This is a genomic window from Polymorphospora sp. NPDC050346 (genome assembly GCF_040655695.1).
In the GTDB taxonomy this organism is placed as follows: Bacteria; Actinomycetota; Actinomycetes; order Mycobacteriales; family Micromonosporaceae; genus Polymorphospora; species Polymorphospora lycopeni.
Window position 1 is genome coordinate 82,010 of sequence record NZ_JBFAKM010000008.1, and the last position, 21,343, is coordinate 103,352.

Sequence of the window (21,343 nt, forward strand, 5' to 3'; positions counted from 1 at the left end):
CCCCGACGCCGCGTCCACTCCCAGTTGGAGGATCCATGAGCCTGGATTTCGACACGGCTTCCCCGGCCCGGTCGCGCGGCCGCCGGGCAGAGCCGAAGCCGGACCGCGAGCGCCGTCGCTCGCTGACCCGGCTGGACCTGAAGTATTCGCCGTACCTCTACGTACTGCCGTTCTTCGTGATCTTCGCGATCTTCGGCGCCTACCCGATCGTCTACACGGTCTGGATCGCGCTGACCGACCGGTCGCCGCTGAACACCACGATCTCGTTCGTCGGCCTGGACAACTTCGTCGAGCTGCTCACGAACGACCCCCAGTTCTGGAACGCGGTCCTCAACACGTTCGGCATGTTCATCATGTCGACCGTCCCGCAGCTTCTGCTCGCGCTGATGCTGGCCAACGCCCTCAACCGCCGGATCAAGGGCCAGACCTTCTTCCGGATGGCGATCGCCATGCCGATCATCACGTCCACCGCCGTCGTGGCCCTCATCTTCTCGATGATCTACTCCCGGGACTTCGGCCTGGTCAACTGGGCGCTCGACCTGGTCGGCATCGATCCGATCGACTGGCGCGCGAACCGCTTCGCCTCCTGGTTCGCGATCTCCACGATGGTCGACTGGCGGTGGATCGGCTACAACGCGCTGATCTACCTGGCCGCCATGCAGTCGATCTCCAAGGACATGTACGAGGCGGCCTCGCTCGACGGCGCGTCCCGGATCCGGCAGTTCTGGTCGATCACGATCCCGCAGCTACGTCCGACGATCATCTTCACGCTGATCATCTCGACCATCGGCGGCCTGCAGCTCTTCACCGAGCCGCTGCTGTTCACCAGCGGTTCGGGCGGCCTTTCGGGCGGCTCCCAGGGCCAGTTCCAGACGATCACCATGTATCTGCTCGACGTGATGAACCAGCGCTTCCGCTGGGGGTACGCCGGCGCGGTCGCGCTCGTCCTCTTCCTGCTCATCGCGTTCATGTCGGTCGTCAACTACCTGCTCGCCCGTCGAATCAGCTCGGACAAGTGAGGCATCCGCGATGACCACGACCATGGTGCGCCCGCCCGTATCCAACCGCCGCAAGAAGCCCGCCGACCACGGCTCCGCCGGCGAGAAGCTCTTCAGAGCCACCCCGCTGACCTGGATCGGCCTGGTCGCCGGTGTGATCCTGTCGCTGTTCCCGTTCTACTGGATGATCGTCATCGCGTCCCGGACGAACGACGCCGCGAACGCCTGGCCACCGCCGTTCCTGCCCGGCGGCAAGCTCGGCGAGAACGTCGAACGGGTGCTGTCCAACACCGACGCCAACATCCTCACCGGTCTGCTCAACTCGTTCCTGGTGTCCGGCACCATCACCGTCGCCACCGTCTTCTTCGGCTCGCTGGCCGGGTTCGCCTTCGCCAAGCTGAAGTTCCGCGGCAAGAACGCGATGCTGCTGGTCATCCTGGCCTCGATGATGGTGCCGATCCAGCTCGGCGTGCTGCCGCTCTACATCCTGATGGCCGAACTGGAGTGGCTCAACCGGATGCCCTCGGTCATCGTGCCGTTCCTGATCGGCGGCTTCGGCATCTTCATGATGCGCCAGTACGCCGAACAGGCCGTACCCAACGAGCTGATCGAGGCGGCCCGGGTCGACGGCTGCTCCACCTGGCGGATCTACTGGCACGTCGTGGCACCGGCGCTGCGGCCGGCCGCCGCCGTACTCGGCCTGCTCACCTTCATGGAGCAGTGGAACCAGTTCTTCTGGCCGTTCGTGGTGCTCGCCGACCCGGCCAACCCGACGGTGCAGATCTCGCTCCGCACGCTGAACTCGGCGTACTTCGCCGACAACTCGCAGATCTTCGCGGGTACGTTGATCGCGACGCTCCCGCTCTTCATCGTGTTCATCCTCTTCGGCCGCCAGATCATCGGCGGCATCATGGAAGGCGCCGTCAAGTCGTGACCAAGCCCGCTGACCCGCAGACCATCCCGCTGCTCGACGAGCGGGTGACCTTCCCGCCCGACTTCCTCTGGGGGGCCGCCACCGCGGCCTTCCAGATCGAGGGCGCGGCGGCCGAGGGCGGCCGCACCCCGTCGATCTGGGACACCTTCAGCCGCACCCCGGGCAAGGTGCTGCACGGGCACACCGGCGACGTCGCCTGCGACCACTACCACCGGTTCCGCGACGACGTACGGCTGATGGCCGACCTCGGGCTGAAGTCGTACCGGTTCTCGGTCGCCTGGCCGCGGGTCCAGCCGGGCGGCAGCGGCCCGGCCAACCAGGAGGGGCTGGACTTCTACCGGCGGCTCGTCGACGAGCTGCTGGAGAACGAGATCGAGCCGTGGCTGACCCTCTACCACTGGGACCTGCCGCAACCGCTGGAGGACGCCGGCGGCTGGCCGGTCCGCGACACCGCGGCCCGGTTCGCCGACTACGCCGCGCTCACCCACGCCGCCCTCGGCGACCGGGTCCGCTACTGGACCACGCTCAACGAGCCGTGGTGCTCGGCCTTCCTCGGGTACGGCTCCGGCGCGCACGCCCCGGGCCGCAGCGACGGCGGCGACGCCGTACGCGCCGCACACCACCTGATGCTCGGGCACGGGCTCGCCGTACAGGCGATCCGGGCCGCCCGGCCCGACCACGACCTCGGGGTGACGGTCAACCTCTACCCGGTCACGCCGCAGACCGACACGCCCGGCGACCTGGACGCCGCCCGCCGGATCGACGGCCTCGCCAACCGGATCTTCCTGGACCCGATCCTGCGCGGCGAGTACCCCGCCGACTTGATCGAGGACCTGCGGGACGTCACCGGGTTCGAGCACGTGCACGACGGCGACCTCGCCGTCATCGGCACCCCGCTGTCGGTGCTCGGCATCAACTACTACAGCCGGCACGTGGTCGCCGCCCCGGTCGAGGGCGCCGAGCCCGAGCCGTACTGGCGGGCGCCGTCGTCCTGGCCGGGCAGCGAGGACGTGCGCTTCGTCACCCGTGGCTACCCGGTCACCGACATGGACTGGGAGATCGACGCGCCCGGCCTGGTCGAGATCCTGCGCCGGGTCCACGACGAATACCCCGAGGTGCCGCTGTACGTCACCGAGAACGGCTCCGCGTTCGTCGACCGGGTGGTCGACGGCCGGGTCGACGACCCGGAACGGCTCGCCTACTTCGACGCCCACCTGCGCGCCTGCCACGAGGCGATCGAGGCCGGTGTGCCGCTTCGCGGCTACTTCGCCTGGTCGCTGATGGATAATTTCGAATGGGCCTGGGGATACACGAAGCGGTTCGGCATGATCCACGTCGACTACGACAGCCAGTTGCGGATTCCCAAGTCGAGCGCCAGGTGGTACGCCGAAGTGATCCGACGTAACGGGCTGGCCGCACAATAGGGCGAGATCGGCCAGCACCAGAGGCGACCGGCGCCCGCCCCCACCCGGGGCGGCGCCGGCCCGTCGGACGTCGGAGGAGCAGACGATGACAACCCAGCGCACCCGCTCGCTCGGGCGGCCAACCCTTGATGCGGTCGCCGCCCGCGCCGGGGTCGGCCGGGGCACGGTCTCCCGGGTCGTCAACGGCTCGCCGCAGGTCAGCCCGGAGGCCCGGGCCGCGGTGCAGCAGGCCATCGCCGAACTCGGCTACGTGCCCAACCGGGCCGCCCGCGCCCTGGTCACCCAGCGGACCGACTCGGTGGCGCTGGTCGTCTCCGAGTCCGAGGAACGCGTCTTCGGCGAGCCGTTCTTCGCCGGGATCGTGCGCGGAATCAGTTCCGGGCTGCTGGAGACCCCGATGCAGCTCTGGCTGGCGATGGCCCAGTCGCCGGCCGAGCGGGAACGGGTCGAGCACCACCTGACCAACCAGCACGTCGACGGCGTGCTGCTGCTGTCGCTGCACGACTCCGACCCGCTGCCGACCCTGCTGGAGCAGCGTGGACTGCCGACCGTGCTCGGCGGCCGGCCGGCGCGGATGCTCCAGCCGGGCGCCCAGGGGTCGTACTTCGTCGACGTCGACAACGCCGGCGGCGCCCGGCAGGCCGTCGAATACCTCTTCGCCGACGGCCGGACCCGGGTCGCCACCATCGCCGGCCCACAGGACATGGGCGTCGGCGTGGCCCGGCTCACCGGCTACCGCACGGCCGTCGAGGCCGGCGGCCGCCGGGTCGACGACACCCTGATCGCGTACGGCGACTTCAGCGAGGCCAGCGGGGCGGCGGCGATGCGCCGGCTGCTGGAGTTGGACGCCGACATCGACGCGGTGTTCGTGGCGTCGGACCTGATGGCCTGCGGGGCGCTGCGGGCGCTGCGCGAGGCCGGCCGGCGCGTTCCCGAGGACGTCGCCGTCGTCGGGTTCGAGGACGCGCCGATCGCGCGCCAGTCCGACCCGCCGCTGACCACTGTGCACCAGCCGGTGGAGGAGATGGGCCGGCAGATGGCCCGGCTGCTGGTCGCGCGGATCCGCCGCGAGGAGCTGGCACAGCCGTACGTCCTCCTCGACGCCCACCTCATCCCCCGCGCCTCCGCCTGACCCCGCCCCGCCGCGCCGCGCGAGCGCCCCGCCGCGCCCGCACCGGAGGCGCGCGTCGATCAAGGACAAGTGTTCCGGCGAATCGACCTGAAGCAGGCACGCCTTCTCCTTGATCAACGGGCCGGGAGGGGCGGGAGGGCCGGCGGGGACGGGGACGTGTGCGGTTCCGAGGAACCCGGGGCGAACGGGGGGTGTGCGGGGCAGAGTGGGGGGCGCGGCGACACCGTGTCGTGCTCCCCTGAACGGGTGATACCGGATCGGCCGTCGCGTCAGAGTTGGGCTGTTGCTGCCGGGTCATGGCACGGCAACAGGGGCGAAACGCCCACCCGGCAGGCTTTGGATCGCGAGTACCGGCGTCGTCCTGCGCCGGCACCGCCGAGAGGAAGGGCTGAGATGTTGCTGAGGGTTCGGGTCACCCTGCCGGACCGGCCGGGAGCGCTCGGTCAGGTGGCGCGCACGCTGGGCGTCGCCGGCGCCGACATCGTCCAGGTCGTGGTGCTGGAGCGGCTGGGCGGCCGGGCCGTCGACGACTTCACCGTCGTCTGGCCGGGTGCCTCCCGCGTCGACCGGCTGCTCGCCGGCCTCGCCGCGATCCCCGGCGTGCAGGTCGACGGGGTGTGGCGGGCGATCGGCGCGCCGACCACCGGCGGCCAGGACGCCGAACTGCTGGCCCAGGTCGCCGCGAACCCCGCCGACGGGCTCGCCACCCTGGTCGACGCCGTACCCGGGCTGCTGGCCGCCGACTGGGCGGCCGCGGCGGTCGTACCGGCGGACTGGGCCGCCCGCAGCGGCTCCGGGCCGCGCCCGACCGAGGGGAACGGGACGGGCGGCGGCGAGCCCGCCGTCGCGTACGCGAGCTGGCGGGCTCCCGTGCCGCTGGTGTTGCCGGAGGTGACCCCGCTGCGGGCCCGGTCGATGGACGGTCCGGTCGGCACCCGTTACGCGGTCGCCCCGTTCGGTCGTGCCGGCCTGGTGCTGATGCTGACCCGGGTCGACGACGAAGGCCTGCCGGCGGCGGCGTTCCACGTCACCGAGGTCGACCGGATCGCCCAGCTCGTCCGGGCGGCCGCGGTCATCCTCGGCGACCGCCTCGACCTGGTGACCGCGCCACCGGCCGTCGCACAGTCGTGAGTTTTCCGGTCGGGAGAAGTCACCGCCGGGCAATCTGAGGGAAACAGCCGGCCCGCACTGTAGGAGGTGCGGGCGGCGGGACCGGTGGTCCCGGCGGCAACCCCGGCGGAAGGAGCAGATCATGGCGCTGTGGCGGATCCGGGCGACGGTCGACGACCGGCCGGGATACCTGTCCGTGCTGGCCGCGAGTCTCGCCCTGCGGTCGGTCAACATCCTCGCCGTCCAGGTGCACACGACCGAGGCGGGCGCGGTCGACGATTTCCTCGTCGACGCTCCGGACACCCTCGACGAGGCCGACCTGCTCGCCGCCGTCGAGCGGGGCCGGGGCCGGGACGCCTGGGTGACCCGGGCCGAGGCGCAGGGGCTGGCCGACCAGCCGACCCGGGCGCTCGGGCTGGCGGCCCGGCTGGTCCGCGACCCGGAATGCCTCGGCGATCTGCTGCGGACTCTGCTCGGCGCGACCGCCGTCACCTGGCGGCCGACGCCCGGCCGGGCCCGCGCCGGCTTCACCGACACGGTGTTGGGCCTGCCCGACCCGGCCGGCGGCTGCTACGAGATCCGGCGGGACGCGCCGGTGTTCACCCCGGCCGAGTACGCCCGGGCGCAGGCCCTGGTCGAGCTGGCGTCGTCGATCACCCGGCGCACCGACGAACTGGTCACCGTGGTCCTGGTCGACGGATCGGAGGTGACGGTCCGACCGGCCGCGCCGGACGACGCCGGTGCGCTGGCGGCGATGCACGACCGCTGCTCGGCCGGCGCCCTGCACCGCCGCTACCTGACCGGCGGCGCCCCGTCACCGGCCCGGCTGGGCCGGCTGCTCGACCCGGCGCACGGCGTGACCCTGGTGGCGACCACCCGCGGTGCGGCCGGCGGCGAGGGGGAGCGGGTCGTGGCCATGGCGAGCATGGTCGCCGAGGGCCGCGTCGGCGAGGTGGCGGTCCTGGTCGAGGACGCCTGGCAGCGGCGCGGCCTGGGCACGGCGCTGCTGCGCCGGCTGGTGACGAACGCGGGCCGGGCCGGGTTCGCGGCGCTGGTCGCGTACGGCCACGCCGACAACGTCGCGCTGCTGCGCACGGTGGCCCGGATGGGCCGGCCGGGGCCGGTCGACCGCGACGGCGACCTGGTGAGCGTCACGATGCCGCTGGTGGCCCGGGCGGCCACCGGGCGGACCACGACTCCCGCTGCCGCCGGGGCGGCCTAGCGGGGCACGACTCGGTGGCCCGGTTTCTGGTGCAGGGCCGGGCCACCGGTGGACCTTTCTGGGGTGTGTAAGAAAAGGGGGTTCCCTCCTTCCCGTGGGACGGCGGGAAGGAGGGAACCCCCTGTTTTCTCAGGTCGTCGGGTAGCGGCTGTATTCGGGGAAGTTGCCGTAGAGCCGGTCGCCCGCGCCCACGGTCACCGCCTCGACCAGCAGGTCGCCGCCGACGAACGCGCCCTTCCACGACGCGCCCCGGCCGCCGAACGGCTCCTCGCGGTCGCCGCGCGAGCGCGGCTTGTTGATCCCGACCTTGAACGCCTGGAGGTCGACGGCGAGCTTCGCCGCCTTGTCCTCGTCGTCGCAGGCGAGGCTGGCGACCAAAGCACCGTTGGAGGCGTTCATGGCGGCGAGCAGTTCGTCCTCGGTGTCCACGACGACGATCGTGTCGACGGGGCCGAACGGCTCGGCGTGCATCAGCCGCGACCGGCCGGGCGGGGCGAGCAGCACCGCCGGTGCCACGTACGCGGAGGTGTCCTGCCCGTCCAGGAACGGCGCCCCGTCGAGCCGGCCCCGGTAGAGCGGCACCGCACCGCCCTTGACGGCCTCGTCGACCTTGCGGCGCAGCTCCTCGGCCTTGGCGCCGCTGATCAGCGGTCCGAAGTCGAGTTCCGGCAGCGGGTCGCCGGCCGTCCAGTCGTCGCCGACGGCGAGCGGGTGGCCGAAGCGGACCGACCGGACGACCGGCAGGTACATGTCGAGGAACTGGTCGACCAGTTCCCGCTGTACGACGAAGCGCGGGTAGGCGGTGCACCGCTGCTTGCCGTACTCGAAGCCCTTCTTCAGGTGCTTGGCCAGCATGTCCCACTGGGAGAACTCCCAGATGCCCCAGGCGTTGAGGCCCTCCTGCTCGATGAAGTGCCGCTTGTCGGAGTCGAGCAGTGCCGCGGCGACCTTGCCGCCGTTGGAGCGGCCGCCGACGAACGCGACCGCGCCGATCTCGGGGGCCCGGACCAGCACCTCGGACAGTTCCTCGCCACTGCCGGAGAGCAGGGTGGCGGGCAGCCCGGCGCGCCGCATCAGGGCGTGGGCGACGGACAGGCAGACCGCGCCGCCCTGCGACGGGGTCTTGGCGATGACGGCGTTGCCGGCCAGCAGTTGCACGAGTTCGGCGTGGACGAGCACGCTCATCGGGTAGTTCCAGCTGGCGATGTTGCTGACCGGGCCGGGCAGCGGTTCGCGGCCGTCGGCGAGCATCCGGTCGATCTCCTCGACGTACCAGCGGACGCCGTCGAGCGCCCGGTCGACGTCGGCGCAGGCCAGCCGCCACGGCTTGCCGATCTCCCAGACCAGCAGCATGGCGAGCAGGTCGCGGTTGACGGTCAGCTCGTCGAGGGCCTCGGTGACCCGGGCCTTGCGCTCGGCGAGCGGGGTGGCGGCCCAGTCACGGTGCTCGGCGGCGGCGAACGCCACGGCGGCCCGGGCCGACTCGCCGTCGAGCCGGGGCAGGTTGACCAGAACGGTGTTGTCGATCGGGGTGCGGACCGGGGTCGGGGTGCCGGACGACTTCCAGGACCCCTCGACCAGGTTGCGCAGGGTGTCGCCGTCGAATGCCTCGGGGGCGGCGGCAGCGGCACGGGCGAGGGTGTCCGCCCATGCGGTGCCGTCGGCAAGGCGCAAGGCCATCGCAGTCTCCTCGTGAGGTGTGACCAGAGTTGGCGGCGGCTTCGATGGCACCGCTGATCTAGGCCGTACTGTGCCGGTCACGAAGAGCAGCGGCAACCGTACGCCCGTATACCAGGACGGATTGGCCGATGCCAACTCTCGATCATGGGGAATGGATCGCCGCTCATGCTCCCTGAGCTGGGATGATGCGGAAAATAGATCCAAGATCATAGATGATGCGATGCATCTCACTAAACTGGAAAGCGCTTTCCCTTGACGAGGATCGGGCGCAGTGTCACTACGAGCAGCAACCACCACGGCGGCACCACGGCGAGCAACCCGACGAGCCACGGCAGCCGCCACCACGGTCCCGGCCCGCCCTGCGGCGCGGTCGTCTCCGCCGCCGGCACGATCCAGCCGCCGGCGGTCAGCGACCACACCAGGAACGCGTCGCCGACCGGCAGCAGGCCACCCAGATAGCGTCGCTGCCCACCGCTCTCGACCGCGAACCCGGTGGTCTCGGCCAGCCCGGACAGCGCCGCCGCGGTACGCCGGTCGCCGAACAGCACCGCGTCGCCCAGCGCCACCACGCTCGCCGACGCCGACATGCCCAGGATCAGCGGCCCGGAGTCGACGTCACCGGGCAGGTCGGTGCCGCGCGGGTGCTCACGTACCCCCGGGGCCCAGAAGGTGGTCGAGGCGAACAGGTCGCGGAAGCGGACCCAGTCGCGGGTCGCGTCCTGGGGATAGACCTCCCGCAGGAACCGCAGCGCCACGGTCTGCGAGGTCGCCCGCGCGCCCTCCACCGGGAAGCCGGTCTCCGGGTCGACCCGGTGGGCCAGCAGCCCGGTCGCCGGATCGCGCCGGGCGTCGGCGGCGGTACGCCAGCGGGCCAGCAGCCCGCCGTACGTGTCGGTGCCGGCCAGATGGTCGGCCAGCCGTACGACGGCGATCCCGACCGCGCTGTCGACCGGCCACGCCTGCCCCGGATAGGCGGTCAGGAACGGCGAACCGGTGGCGGCCAGCCGCGTCTCGAACGCCCCGGCCAGCGCGCCGACGTCGGCGGCGAGCCGCTCGGCGTCGTACGGCGCTGCCGTCGGGCCGCCGGCCAGCCGTACCACGCCGCCACGCAGCCAGCCGCTCCAGCCGGCGTGGAAGACGCCGTACGGCGGGTCGAGGGTGGGGCTGAACGGAGCCCGCCCGGCGTCGGAGTCGAGCGCGTCCAGGGCCCGCCGCGCCTCCCGCAGTGCCTCGTCGCGCCGGGCCGGATCGCGGTCGCCGACGTCGAGCCAGGACAGTCCGTAGAGGACGTATAGGAAGAAGTAACCCTCCGGGAAGAGTTGCTGCATCCGCTGCGCGGCCCCGTCGTCGATGGCCCGGCGTAGGAACTCCAGGCGGGGCAGCGCGTCGGCGGCCACCGCCCGGTCGGAGCGGTCCAGCGGGCTACGGGCGTGGAGCCGGACCACCAGCACGGTGCCGGCCAGCGTGGCGACGGCCGCGACCAGCGCGACGAGCGCGACGACCGCCCATCGTGGCCGGTCCGGGCCGGTGGGGGCGCGGCGTTCCGGGGGAGGTGTTCGGTCCACTCCGGCACCGTAATCCCGTCCCGCCACCGGGGGTTCTTCACAAACCCACAATCTCCCGGTTACATTGTCCAGGATCCATGGGAGCGCTCCCGGCCGGTCCTGGTCCCCGACCATGAGCCAGTCGAACGGACCTCCGTCGCCCGAACGGATGACGGGCGGCGGCCGGCCGGGAGCACCCCCACCCGCCACCGCCACCCGGTCGTGCCACGGAAAAGGGGCGGATGCGCCCACATCCGCCCCAGGTGTCCTCCGCTGCGCGTCGCCGCGTGCGGCTCCACGGACAGGAGCAAGTCTAGTGCGCCCAACCTTCGGGCCGGCCTGGCTGAAAGGCCGAGGTGAACGGCCCCTCGGCCGGTGGCGGTCCCGCCACCGGCACGACCCGCCGGCCACCGTCCCCGCCCGCGGCACCCTGCCGCGACCGACCGCCGGGGTCGCCGTCGCCACGGCGGCCGCCGTGGCCGTGGCGGCCGCCCTCGTCGTCACGGCGACCAACCCGGCACCGGCCACCGCCGCCCCGGCCTACAACTACGCCGAGGCCCTGCAGAAGTCCCTGCTGTTCTACGAGGCCCAGCAGTCCGGCCCGCTGCCGGACTGGAACCGGGTCTCCTGGCGCGGCGACTCGGCGCTCACCGACGGCGCCGACGCCGGACTCGACCTCACCGGCGGCTGGTACGACGCCGGCGACCACGTCAAGTTCGGCTTCCCGATGGCGTTCAGCGCCACCATGCTCGCCTGGGGCGCGGTGGAGTACCGCGCCGGCTACGTCGCCTCCGGCCAGCTCCCGCACCTGCTCAACAACCTGCGCTTCGTCAACGACTACTTCATCAAGGCGCACCCCGCCCCGAACGTGCTCTACGGGCAGGTCGGCAAGGGCGACGACGACCACAAGTGGTGGGGACCGGCCGAGGTGATGCCGATGGCCCGCCCGGCGTACAAGATCGACGCGAGCTGCGGCGGCGCCGAACTGGCCGCCGAGACCGCCGCCGCGATGGCGGCCAGCTCCATGGTCTTCCGGCCCACCGACGCCGCGTACGCCAACACCCTGGTCGGCCACGCCCGCCAGCTCTACACCTTCGCCGACACGGTCCGGAAGTCCTACCACGAGTGCATCACCGACGCGACGAGCTTCTACCGGTCGTGGAGCGGTTACCAGGACGAACTCGTCTGGGGCGCGATCTGGCTGCACCGGGCCACCGGTGAGGCCGCCTACCTGACCAGGGCCGAGACCGAGTACGACCGCCTCGGCACCGAGCCGCAGACCAGCACCCGCTCCTACAAGTGGACGCTGGCCTGGGACAACAAGCAGTTCGGGGCGTACGTCCTGCTGGCCAACCTGACCGGCCGGCAGAAGTACGTCGACGACGCCAACCGCTGGCTCGACTACTGGACCGTCGGTGTGAACGGCGAGAAGGTCCGCACCTCGCCCGGCGGCATGGCCGTCCTGGACACCTGGGGCGCCCTGCGCTACGCCGCCAACACCGCGTTCGCGGCGCTGGTCTACAGCGACAAGACCACCGACGCGACCCGCAAGACCCGCTACCACGACTTCGCCGTCCGGCAGATCAACTACGCGCTCGGCGCCAACCCGCGCAACTCCAGCTACGTGATCGGCTTCGGCGCCAACCCGCCGAAGAACCCGCACCACCGCACCGCCCACGGCTCCTGGTGGGACAGCCAGACGGTGCCGGTCGAGACCCGGCACGTCCTCTACGGGGCACTGGTCGGCGGGCCGTCCTCGCCCGACGACGCCTACCGCGACGACCGCGGCGACTACGTCATGAACGAGGTCGCCACCGACTACAACGCCGGCTTCACGTCCGCACTGGCCCGGCTGACGTCCCAGTACGGCGGCACCCCGCTGCCGAACTTCCCGCAACCGGAGAGCCCGGACATCGACGAGACCACCGTCGAGACCACGGTCATGCAGGCCGAGCCGCGGGCGACCGGGATCAAGGCGATCGTCTACAACAAGTCGGCGTACCCGGCCCGCGCTCTGAAGACCTCGAAGTTCCGCTACTACTTCCGGCCCGACGGCACCGGACCGGTCACCGTCACGCCCGGCTACACCCAGGGCTGCCCGTCCCCGACCACCGCCCGCCAGTTCAGCGGCGACGTCTGGTACGTCGAGATCGACTGCACCGGTTACACCATCGCGCCGGCCGGCCAGTCGGCGCACCGGATGGAGGTCCAGTTCAAGATCGGCGTACCGGAGGGTGGCACCTGGAACCCGGCCAACGACCCGTCGTACCAGCCGGCGGCCGGGCCGAACCGCAGGGTGACCCTCTACGAGGCCGGTACCCGGATCTGGGGCGACGAACCCGGCACCACCCCGCCGCCCACCACGCCGCCCCCGACGACCCCGCCACCCACGACTCCGCCGCCCACGACTCCGCCCCCGACGACCCCGCCACCCACGACCCCGCCACCCACGACCCCGCCACCCACCACGCCGCCGCCGGCCGGCTCGTGCGACGTCAGCTACGGCACCAACGACTGGAACAGCGGGTTCACCGGCACCGTCACCGTGCGCAACACCGGCGGTACGACGATCAGCGGCTGGACGCTGCGGTGGACGTTCCCGACCGCGGCGCAGCGGGTCACCCAGTCCTGGTCGGCGACGGTGACCCAGTCCGGCGCGCAGGTGACCGCCACCAACGTGGGCTGGAACGGCACCCTCGCCCCGGGCGGCTCGACCTCCTTCGGCTTCAACGCCGAGCACGGCGGCAGCAACCCGAAGCCGTCCGCCTTCACCCTCAACGGCACCGCCTGCACGGTGTCCTGATCGCGCGCCGGCTCCGGGCGGCCGTTCCCACCCACCCGGAGCCGGCCCGGCGGACACCGTGCCACCCGCCCCGCCCGCCGCGCCGCCCAACGGGGCGGCGGGCGGGGCACCCCGGGGGCGCGCCGCGCTGCCCGTCCGCCCGTCCGCCCGGCATCGAGCGTCGATCAAGGACAAGTCGTCCGACGAAGCGGGGCAAGGCGGGCACGCTTTCCCCTTGATCGCGCCAGCGTCACCCCGGTCGCCACTCCGGCGACACGCGCGATTCAGTCCCTGATCACGCGGATCATGAGGGGCGCGCGCGGACTACGAGGGTGGGGTGCGGCGGCCGTGCTCGACGCAGACGGCCGACCAGCCGGCCGGGAGGATCTGGACCTTCATCCGCCGGCGGCACGCCGGGCAGTAACGCGGCGGTTCCAGTTCGCGGGCCGCCACGCACGCCGCGTGGTCGCCCTCGCCCGCCACCTCGCCGCAGCGGTCGCACCAGGTCGCCACCGTCGTCGTCACAGCGTCTGGGAGAGCGCCTTGACCGGCATCTTCAGGTCGTCGAGCAACGCCAGGTCGGCGGTCGCCGGCCGGCCCAGCGTCGTCAGATAGTTGCCGACGATCACCGCGTTGATGCCGCCCAGCAGGCCGTCCCGCGTACCCAGGTCACCGAGGGTGATCTCTCGGCCGCCGGCGTACCGCAGGATCGTGCGCGGCATCGCCAGCCGGAACGCGGCGATCGCGCGCAGCGCGTCGCGGGCCTCGACCACCGGCCGGTCACCCAGCGGAGTGCCGGGACGCGGGTTGAGGAAGTTCAGCGGCACCTCGTGCGGGTCGAGTTCGGCCAGCTGCGCCGCGAACTCGGCCCGCTGCTCGACCGACTCGCCGAGCCCCAGGATGCCGCCGCAGCACACCTCCATGCCGGAGGCGCGCACCATGGTCAAGGTCTCCCACCGCTCCTCCCAGGAGTGGGTGGTGACGACGTTGGGGAAGTACGACCGGCAGGTCTCCAGGTTGTGGTTGTAGCGGTGCACACCCATCTCGACCAGCTCGTCGACCTGGTCCTTGGTGAGCATCCCCAGCGACGCCGCGACCTGGATGTCGACCGCCTCGCGGATCGCCGCGACCCCCTCGCGCATCTGCTTCATCAGCCGCGCGTCCGGGCCGCGTACGGCCGCCACGATGCAGAACTCGGTCGCCCCCGTCGCCGCCGTCTGCCGTGCCGCCTCCACCAGCGACGGGATGTCCAGCCACACCGAGCGCACCGGCGACGCGAACAGCCCGGACTGGGAGCAGAAGTGGCAGTCCTCGGGGCAGCCGCCGGTCTTCAGCGACACGATCCCCTCGACCTCGACCTCCGGACCGCACCAGCGCATCCGTACGTCGTGTGCCAGTTGCAGGGTCGCCGACAGGTGCTCGTCGGGCAGCCGCAGGATTTCGAGGATGCCGGCCTCGTCGAGGCCTACACCGCCGTCGAGCACCTGGGTGCGGGCGCGGTCGAGGATCTCTGGCATGGTCGTACCCTACAAGGCGTCCTTCTGCCCGGACACCACGTGGGGAGTGATCAGTGAGCGGCTGGCTGGCGGCGCTCGACCGCCGCGCCGAGCTGCGCGCCAAGGCCGGACTGACCCGCCGGCTGCGCCCGCGCTCCGGCACCGACTCCGTGGTCGACCTCGCCGGAAACGACTACCTCGGATTCGCCCGCCACCCGACCGTCACCGCCGCCGCCGGCGCCGCCCTGACCGGGTACGGCCTCGGCGCGACCGGCTCCCGGCTGGTCCGCGGCTCCACCGACCTGCACGCCATCCTCGAGGCGACGCTCGCCGACTGGCTCGGCACCGGGGCCGCCCTGGTCTACTCGTCGGGCTACCTGGCCAACCTCGGCGCGATCCGGGCCCTGGTCCGCCCGCGCACCCTGCTCGTCTGCGACGCCCACAACCACGCCTCGCTGATCGACGGTGCCCGCCTGTCCGGCGCGCAGACCGTGGTGACCCCGCACGCCGACCCGGCCGCCGTCGACGCCGCGCTGGCCGCCGCACCCGGCCGGCCCGCCGTCGTCGTCACCGAGTCGGTCTTCTCCGTCGACGGCGACCTGGCCCCGCTGCGCGACCTGTACGCGGTGACCAGCCGGCACGAGGCGCTGCTGCTCGTCGACGACGCCCACGCCCTCGGCGTCACCGGACCGGCCGGCGCCGGGGCCGTCGCCGCCGCCGGACTCGCCGGCCGGCCCGACGTCGTGATCACGGCCACCCTGTCGAAGGCGCTCGGCGGTGCCGGCGGTGTGGTCGCCGGCCCGCAACCGCTGATCCGGCACCTGGTCGACACCGGCCGCACCTTCGTCTACGACACCGCGCTGCCGCCCGCGGTCGCCGCCGGGGTGCTCGCCGCCGCCCGGCTGGCCCGGGCCGGCGACGGCCTGCGCGCCGAACTCGCCGACCGGGCCGCCACCGCCGTACGCCGGCTGCGGGCCGCCGGCCTGGTCGTCTCCGACCCCGCCGGCGGCGTCCTCTCGATCACCGCACCCGGCCCGGAGGCGGCGGTCGCCTGGGCCGCCGCCTGCCTCGACCGCGACGTCGCGGTCGGCTGCTTCCGTCCACCATCCACACCGGACACCCGGTCGCGGCTGCGGCTGACCGTCAACGCGGGCGTGCCCCGCGCCGACTTCGACCGGGCCCTCGACATCGTCGTGGAGTGCGCACCGTGAGCGAACGTAGTGAGCGAGCCGTTTGGTTCAGCGGTTTTCGCGGCGGTGCCGAGCGGAGGGAGGTGGCGCTGTGAGTGAACGTAGTGAGCGAGCCGTTTGGTGCAGGGGTTTTCGCGGCGGTGCCGAGCGGAGGGAGGTGGCGCTGTGAGTGAACGTAGTGAGCGAGCCGTTTGGTGCAGGGGTTTTCACGGCGGTGCCGAGCGGAGCGAGGTGACGCCGTGACCGAAGGTAGTGAGAGCGAGCTCGGCTGGCGGGGGCCGGTCCTGGTCACCGGCACCGACACCGACGTCGGCAAGACGGTCGTCACCGCGGCGATCGCCGCCTGCGCCCGCGCCGCGGGCCTCTCCGTTGCCATGGTCAAGCCCGGCCAGACCGGTACGGCCACCGGCGCACCGGCCGACGAGGACACCGTCGCCCGGCTCGGCGCCCCGACGACGACCCGTACCCTGGCGAACTATCCCGACCCGCTGGCCCCGCTGGCCGCCGCCCGGGTCGCCTCGCTCGAACCGCTGGAGCTGTACACGGCCGTCGACGCCGTACGCGATATCGCCAAGGAGCACGACCTGGTGCTCGTCGAGGGGGCCGGCGGCCTGCTCGTACCGATGGGTCTGCGCCCGTCGGGCGAGGCGTGGACGGTCGCCGACCTGGCGGTGTCGCTCGGCGCGCCCGCGGTCGTGGTGACCCGGGCCGGTCTGGGCACGCTCAACCACACCGCGCTGACCCTGGAGGCGCTGGAGCGGCGCGGCATCCCGGCCGGCGTGGTGGTCGGCGCCTGGCCGGCCGAGCCGCAGCTCGTGCACTGGGCGAACTTCACCGAACTGGTCCCGCACCTGCTCGGGGCGCTGCCGGACGGTGCCGGGACGATGGACCCGGGCGTGTTCCAGCGGTCGGCGCCCGGCTGGCTCACCCCGGCCCTTTACGGCGTGCTCGACGACTGGCGCACCTGGGCCGACGAACAGTAGGTCAGGCGGCCCGGGCGGCGGCCGCGGTACGGCGGACCACGAAGCTGTCCGGCATCCGGAACGACAGGTTGTCCGGGCACCAGGGCGCCCGTACGACGGTCACGTCGCGTAGCAGGCCGCTGGCCTCGGCGACGACCACCGCCGCCTCCATCCGGGCCAGTTGCGCGCCGACGCACCGGTGCGCGCCCGCCCCGAACGCCAGGTGCCGGCGGGAGCCCCGCTGCCCGGGCCGGAACGTGTCCGGTTCGGCGACCACGGCCGAGTCCCGGCCGGCGCGGGCCAGCCACAGCACGACGCTCGTACCGGCCGGCACCGCGACCCCGCCGAGGGTCGTGTCCCGGGCGGCGACCCGGCGCCAGGTGACGATCGGCGGGTCGAGGCGCAGTCCCTCCTCGACGACGGCCGCGACGTCGACGGTGCCGTCGCGCAGGCCGTCGAGGACGGCCGGTTCGCCGGCCAGCCGGTGCAGCAGCAGGGTCAGGAACTGCGACGTCGTCTCCTGACCGGCGACCAGCAGGAAGAACAGCGCCCCGACGACCACGTCCGGCGGGTGGCCGGCGGCCCGCAGGTCGGCGGCGAGCCCGCCGCCGGTCGCCGCGAACTCCCGCAGCACGGCGTGGAACCGGCCCACCGTCGACGCCAGCGCGAGCTGCCGGTCCGGGTCGACCGGCGCCCAGAAGAGTTCCAGCGCGCAGCGGGCGAATTCCTTGACCGCGGCGACCTCGGTTCCGTCACCATTCGCGTCGCCGCCGGCCGGCAGGTCGACGAGCCGGGCGAGCACCAGCAACGGCAGGTCGGCGGCGAGACCGGCGTACAGGTCGACGGGGTCGCCCCGGTCGAGCGCGGTCGCGAGCCGGCCGACCCGGCCGCGTACGACGGCGGTCAGCCACGCCCGCTGGGCGTCGACCCGGGTCGGGTGCAGCGCGTCGGCGACGATCGCCCGGATCGCCGGATGGCTGGGGCCGCCGTTGTTTGCCAGCGTCGGCGGCAGCCGGAACCGGTGCCGGGCCAGCACCCGCAGCGCCGCCACCGGCACCGGCGTGACCGCGTCCAGGGCGTTGTCGGGGCGGAACGTGCCGGGGTCGGCGAGAACCTGCCGGACCAGCGCGTGCCGGGTCACCACGAGATGCGTCACGCCGGCGTGGTCGGCGACCGTCGTGACGTCGGCACCGGTCCCCGGGGGCGCCTCCCAACTGCGGAACAGCACGTCGGACAGGCTAGCCGGCCGGTCTGCCGCCGCCCGCCGGGCCGGGCAGTTCCCAGATCGTCGTGTGCTTGACCCGTACGCTCTCCAGCGCCGGCGGCACCGGCACGTCGTACGCGGCCAGCGGCCGCAGCAGCCGGCGGGGCAGGAACGCCCGGTCCGGGTCACCGACCAGCACCCGCGCCCCGACCTTCACCGCCCGGCGCAGGAAGCCGAACATCCGGTCCGCCATCGCCTGGCTGTAGAACGCGTCGCCGACCAGCACCACCTCGGCGTCCCCGGCGTCGCCGTCGAGCAGGTCGGCGGTCTCGGCGGCGACGGTCACGCCGTTGGCCGCCGCGTTGAGCGTCGCCGCCGCCCCGGCGAACGGGTCGACGTCGACCGACCGTACGTGGGCCGCCCCGGCCCGGGCCGCGACCACCGCGACCAGGCCGGACCCGGAGGCCAGGTCCAGCACCCGCCGGCCCGCCACCACCTCGGGATGGTCGAGTACGTAGCGGGCCAGCGCCTGCCCGCCGGCCCAGGCGAACGCCCAGAACGGCGGCGGCTGCGCGCTGCGGAACTCGCCCTCGGTCAGCTCCCACAACCCGATCGGCTCGTCGGCCTGGTGCAGGCTGATCTCGGGTACGAACGGCACGGGGGCCAGCCGGGCGTAGGCGCGGACGAACGCCGCCGGGTTGTCGGACACGCGGCGATTCTGCCCGACCGCCGACGACGCCGTGGGGCGGAGGGCCGAACGGGCGGCTCCCGCCGACCGACGAAGCTCGATACGCTGTCGCAAACCCGTGGGGCAAGGGCTTTCCCGGCCCGCCCACCCGAGCGGAGGCACGATGACCGACCACCCCGACCCGGTACGCCTTCAGGTGCGCGGCAGCACCGTCGCCGACTACGTCCTCGCCCCGGACATCGACCCGCGCTGGTCGCCCCGGCCGCACCTGCACCCGGTCCGTACCCTCGCCGGCGTCCCGGTCACCGACACGCTGCCCGAGGACCACCGCTGGCACCTCGGGGTCAGCGTCGCCATGCAGGACGTCTCCGGCACCAACCTGTGGGGCGGGCGCACCTACGTCCGCGACGCCGGCTACACCTGGCTCGACGACCACGGCCGGATCGTCCACGACACCTGGCACGAGCGCCGCCCCGACGGGTTCGCGCAGCGGCTGCGCTGGCTCGACCCGGCCGGCGACACCCTTCTCGTCGAGGAACGCACCGTCGCCGTCAGCGAGATCGGCCACGCCGGCACGTACGCCCTCGACATCGCCTACACGCTGACCGCCCCCGCCGGCCGGGACATCTCGCTGGGCAGCCCGGCCACCAACGGCCGCCCCGGCGGCGCCGGCTACGGCGGCTTCTTCTGGCGGATCGCCCCCGGCACCCCGCAGACCTTCACCGCCGGCGCCGACGGGGAGGAGACCGTCAACGGCAGCACCGAACCGTGGCTCGCGCTCACCGGGCGGGGGGCCGACGGTGCGCCGTACAGCCTGGTCTTCGCCGGGCTCGGCGACGGCGACCACTGGTTCGTGCGGACCGGGATCTACCCGGGGGTGTGTGTCGCGCTGGCCTTCGAGAGCACGCTGCCGGTCCCGGCCGGCGGCGCGGTCAGCCGCCACCACCGGATCCTGGTCGCCGACGGCACCCTGACCCGTGACCAGGTGCACGACCTCCCCCTGACCCCGTCGTCACGCTGATCGCCACGTCGCCCGGCGCGTCGATCGGGCGCGCCGGGCGGCGCGTCGGTCGAGCGCGTCGGGCGCGCCGGGTGCGCGCCGATCAAGGAGAAGGCGTGCCCGGTTCGTTCGGGTTGTCGCTTTAGTTCTCCTTGATCAGCGCGAGCGCCGGCGGGGCCGGGGGCGGGCAGCGGGCGGGTTAGTGTCGCGGGGTGATCTACAAGCTGCTCGCCGCCGCCGAATGGGCCGAGGCCCGCGCGCGGGGGAGTTACCCGGGGTCGGCGGTGGACCGGCGGGACGGGTACGTCCACCTCTCCGGCCGGGACCAGGTCGTCGAGACGGCCGCCCGGCACTTCGCCGGCCAGCGTGGGCTCGTCCTGCTGACCGTCGATCCCGGGCGGCTCGGTGCCGACCTGCGCTGGGAGCCGTCCCGCGGCGGGGCGCTCTTCCCGCACCTGTACGCGCCGCTGCCGGTCGACGCGGTGGTACGGGCCGAGGATGTACCCGGGGACGTGCCGGTGCCGGACGCGGTGGCCGCGCTGATGGGCTGAGCCGCCGTCAGGCGGCCAAATTGGCCGAGCCTGCCGTCAGGCGGCCTAATTGGCTGAGCCGTCGTCAGGCTGGGCCTGGTTGGCTGAGCCTGCCGTCTCAGGCGGCCTGGGGCGGCTGAGACACCGCCAGGCGGGCCTGAAGCCGGCTGAGGCGCTTTCGGGGCTTACCGGCCGGCGGCCCGGCTCAGGCGAGCTGGCCCGGGTCGATGCCCAGCTCGCGGGCGGCCGACAGCCGCACCCATTCGGTGACCTGCCGCCGGGCGACCACCCGCTCGTGCACGGTGACCTGCACGGCCAGGCCGTCGACCAGCGCGATGATCCGCCATGCCGCGCCGCCGGGGTCGGGGCAGGTGAAGGTCCCGTCGGCCGCTCCGGCCGCGATCACCTCGGTCAGCGCTTCCTTCCAGCGCAGGTCGAGCCGGCGGGACACCTTTTCCAACTCGGGGCTGCGCAGGGCCTCGGCCCAGCCGTCGATCCACAGCGTCCAGCTCTTGGACCGGCCGCCGGACGGTGTGTAGAACCGCAGCAGCTTCTTCAGCTTCTCGAGCGGGCCGGTGCCGGAGCGCAGCAGCGCGTCGACCCGGGCCAGGTCCTGCTCGGCCGCGTACGCGAACGCCTGGGAGAGCAGCCGCTCCTTGGTCGCGAAGTGGTAGAAGACCAGCGCCTGGCTGACGCCGGCCGCCTTGGCGACGTCGGCGGTCCGGGTGTTGGCCAGGCCGCGTTCGGCGATCACATCGCAGGCGACGCTTAGCAGCGATTCGAGGCGTAACTCCGCCGAACGTCTCGTCACGCGGTCACGTTAATCCATGGATGTCACCATGTTGTGTCACATCATCTTCACTTGGTTGAGGGAACAGTAAGCCGGAGCCCGCCCGCGCCGGATTTTTTCCTTCCATCTCTCAACCCAGGTTCCTAGGATGCCTGCGGGGTGTGCTCGGCCCGACTGAAACGCCGAGCCCGTGACCTGTGGTTTTGTGGATCACGGAGGCGGCGGCGCGCCAAGGGGGACCCGAGTTGGCACTTGCCGGCAGGCTCGGCTAAAGTTCTCATCCGTCACCAGGAAACAGCGGAGACAAGCAAGACCGGAAGTCAGCAAGACCTGCAGTACGCGGACGTAGCGCAGCTGGTAGCGCATCACCTTGCCAAGGTGAGGGTCGCGGGTTCGAATCCCGTCGTCCGCTCGGAGATATGCCGCCACAGTCGGGGGCTACCTCGGTGGAGTGGCCGAGAGGCGAGGCAACGGCCTGCAAAGCCGTGTACACGGGTTCAAATCCCGTCTCCACCTCGGCAAGAGCGAGGGCGATTGGCGCAGTGGGAGCGCGCTTCCTTGACACGGAAGAGGTCACTGGTTCAAACCCAGTATCGCCCACCATGTATTTAGCTAGGCAAAAGGCCGGTCAAGATATCTCTTGACCGGCCTTTTGCT

The 21,343-nt window shown here is 72.8% G+C and carries 18 protein-coding genes and 3 tRNA genes; 14 read left to right on the plus strand and 7 right to left on the minus strand.

Annotated features, from left to right (window positions below; genetic code table 11):
- Nucleotides 1-35: 35 nt before the first annotated feature.
- The 6 genes from AB0I42_RS10810 to AB0I42_RS10835 all read left to right on the plus strand — a co-directional run bounded on the left by AB0I42_RS10810 (nucleotide 36) and on the right by AB0I42_RS10835 (nucleotide 6,820).
- Nucleotides 36-1,019 carry a sugar ABC transporter permease gene (locus AB0I42_RS10810; protein ID WP_357536188.1) on the plus strand — a complete coding sequence of 328 codons (984 nt, stop codon included), beginning with the start codon at nucleotides 36-38 and terminating at the stop codon, nucleotides 1,017-1,019.
- Between the two features lie 10 nt (nucleotides 1,020-1,029).
- On the plus strand, nucleotides 1,030-1,932 hold the full coding sequence (locus tag AB0I42_RS10815; protein WP_357536190.1) for a carbohydrate ABC transporter permease: 903 nt from the start codon (nucleotides 1,030-1,032) through the stop codon (nucleotides 1,930-1,932).
- Nucleotides 1,929-3,356: a GH1 family beta-glucosidase gene (locus AB0I42_RS10820; RefSeq protein WP_357536192.1), complete on the plus strand. Its 1,428-nt coding sequence runs from the start codon at nucleotides 1,929-1,931 to the stop codon at nucleotides 3,354-3,356. The genes AB0I42_RS10815 and AB0I42_RS10820 overlap by 4 nt, the downstream gene beginning before the upstream one ends.
- A gap of 85 nt (nucleotides 3,357-3,441) precedes the next feature.
- Nucleotides 3,442-4,488 (plus strand): LacI family DNA-binding transcriptional regulator, encoded by a 1,047-nt coding sequence (locus AB0I42_RS10825; RefSeq protein WP_357536193.1) that lies wholly within the window; start codon nucleotides 3,442-3,444, stop codon nucleotides 4,486-4,488.
- 393 nt (nucleotides 4,489-4,881) lie between these two features.
- Entirely contained in the window at nucleotides 4,882-5,619 is a 738-nt protein-coding gene (locus tag AB0I42_RS10830; protein ID WP_357536194.1) for an amino acid-binding protein, read from the plus strand.
- A gap of 121 nt (nucleotides 5,620-5,740) precedes the next feature.
- Complete coding sequence (locus AB0I42_RS10835; protein ID WP_357536196.1) at nucleotides 5,741-6,820, plus strand: GNAT family N-acetyltransferase; 1,080 nt, start codon at nucleotides 5,741-5,743, stop codon at nucleotides 6,818-6,820.
- A 129-nt stretch (nucleotides 6,821-6,949) separates the two neighbouring features.
- Here the strand turns inward: AB0I42_RS10835 and AB0I42_RS10840 are convergent, their stop codons facing one another.
- Nucleotides 6,950-8,500, minus strand: coding sequence for an aldehyde dehydrogenase family protein (locus tag AB0I42_RS10840; RefSeq protein WP_357536198.1), 1,551 nt, complete (start codon nucleotides 8,498-8,500; stop codon nucleotides 6,950-6,952).
- Nucleotides 8,501-8,730: 230 nt separating this feature from the next.
- On the minus strand, nucleotides 8,731-10,065 hold the full coding sequence (locus AB0I42_RS10845; RefSeq protein WP_357536200.1) for a hypothetical protein: 1,335 nt from the start codon (nucleotides 10,063-10,065) through the stop codon (nucleotides 8,731-8,733).
- Between the two features lie 454 nt (nucleotides 10,066-10,519).
- Here AB0I42_RS10845 and AB0I42_RS10850 point away from each other — a divergent pair, with 454 nt between their 5' ends.
- Nucleotides 10,520-12,847: a glycoside hydrolase family 9 protein gene (locus tag AB0I42_RS10850; protein WP_357536433.1), complete on the plus strand. Its 2,328-nt coding sequence runs from the start codon at nucleotides 10,520-10,522 to the stop codon at nucleotides 12,845-12,847.
- Nucleotides 12,848-13,150: 303 nt separating this feature from the next.
- Here AB0I42_RS10850 and AB0I42_RS10855 read toward each other — a convergent pair whose 3' ends face one another.
- Together AB0I42_RS10855 and bioB are read right to left on the minus strand one after the other, a co-directional pair.
- The gene (locus AB0I42_RS10855; RefSeq protein ID WP_357536202.1) at nucleotides 13,151-13,351 is read right to left on the minus strand and encodes a hypothetical protein; all 201 of its coding nucleotides are present in this window, start codon (nucleotides 13,349-13,351) and stop codon (nucleotides 13,151-13,153) included.
- Entirely contained in the window at nucleotides 13,348-14,343 is a 996-nt protein-coding gene (gene bioB / locus AB0I42_RS10860; protein ID WP_357536203.1) for a biotin synthase BioB, read from the minus strand. Before bioB ends, AB0I42_RS10855 begins: the two co-directional genes overlap by 4 nt.
- Before the next feature lie 53 nt (nucleotides 14,344-14,396).
- Between bioB and AB0I42_RS10865 the strand changes: the two genes are divergently transcribed.
- Nucleotides 14,397-15,533: an aminotransferase class I/II-fold pyridoxal phosphate-dependent enzyme gene (locus AB0I42_RS10865; protein WP_357536205.1), complete on the plus strand. Its 1,137-nt coding sequence runs from the start codon at nucleotides 14,397-14,399 to the stop codon at nucleotides 15,531-15,533.
- 218 nt (nucleotides 15,534-15,751) lie between these two features.
- Nucleotides 15,752-16,495 carry a dethiobiotin synthase gene (bioD, locus tag AB0I42_RS10870; protein ID WP_357536207.1) on the plus strand — a complete coding sequence of 248 codons (744 nt, stop codon included), beginning with the start codon at nucleotides 15,752-15,754 and terminating at the stop codon, nucleotides 16,493-16,495.
- 1 nt (nucleotide 16,496) lies between these two features.
- Here bioD and AB0I42_RS10875 read toward each other — a convergent pair whose 3' ends face one another.
- On the minus strand, nucleotides 16,497-17,711 hold the full coding sequence (locus tag AB0I42_RS10875; RefSeq protein ID WP_357536435.1) for a cytochrome P450: 1,215 nt from the start codon (nucleotides 17,709-17,711) through the stop codon (nucleotides 16,497-16,499).
- A gap of 1 nt (nucleotide 17,712) precedes the next feature.
- Nucleotides 17,713-18,387, minus strand: coding sequence for a 50S ribosomal protein L11 methyltransferase (locus AB0I42_RS10880; protein ID WP_357536208.1), 675 nt, complete (start codon nucleotides 18,385-18,387; stop codon nucleotides 17,713-17,715).
- Between the two features lie 142 nt (nucleotides 18,388-18,529).
- On the opposite strand from AB0I42_RS10880, the gene AB0I42_RS10885 reads away from it, so the two are divergent.
- Both AB0I42_RS10885 and AB0I42_RS10890 read left to right on the plus strand, forming a co-directional pair.
- Entirely contained in the window at nucleotides 18,530-19,387 is an 858-nt protein-coding gene (locus tag AB0I42_RS10885) for a PmoA family protein (protein ID WP_357536210.1), read from the plus strand.
- A 191-nt stretch (nucleotides 19,388-19,578) separates the two neighbouring features.
- Complete coding sequence (locus AB0I42_RS10890) at nucleotides 19,579-19,917, plus strand: DUF952 domain-containing protein (RefSeq protein WP_357536211.1); 339 nt, start codon at nucleotides 19,579-19,581, stop codon at nucleotides 19,915-19,917.
- Between the two features lie 184 nt (nucleotides 19,918-20,101).
- Here AB0I42_RS10890 and AB0I42_RS10895 read toward each other — a convergent pair whose 3' ends face one another.
- On the minus strand, nucleotides 20,102-20,707 hold the full coding sequence (locus AB0I42_RS10895; protein ID WP_357536213.1) for a TetR/AcrR family transcriptional regulator: 606 nt from the start codon (nucleotides 20,705-20,707) through the stop codon (nucleotides 20,102-20,104).
- Nucleotides 20,708-21,025: 318 nt separating this feature from the next.
- On the opposite strand from AB0I42_RS10895, the gene AB0I42_RS10900 reads away from it, so the two are divergent.
- The 3 genes from AB0I42_RS10900 to AB0I42_RS10910 all read left to right on the plus strand — a co-directional run bounded on the left by AB0I42_RS10900 (nucleotide 21,026) and on the right by AB0I42_RS10910 (nucleotide 21,289).
- Nucleotides 21,026-21,098, plus strand: a tRNA-Gly gene (locus AB0I42_RS10900).
- 33 nt (nucleotides 21,099-21,131) lie between these two features.
- Nucleotides 21,132-21,202 (plus strand) — tRNA-Cys (locus AB0I42_RS10905).
- A 12-nt stretch (nucleotides 21,203-21,214) separates the two neighbouring features.
- A tRNA-Val gene (locus AB0I42_RS10910) sits at nucleotides 21,215-21,289 on the plus strand.
- Nucleotides 21,290-21,343: the final 54 nt, after the last annotated feature.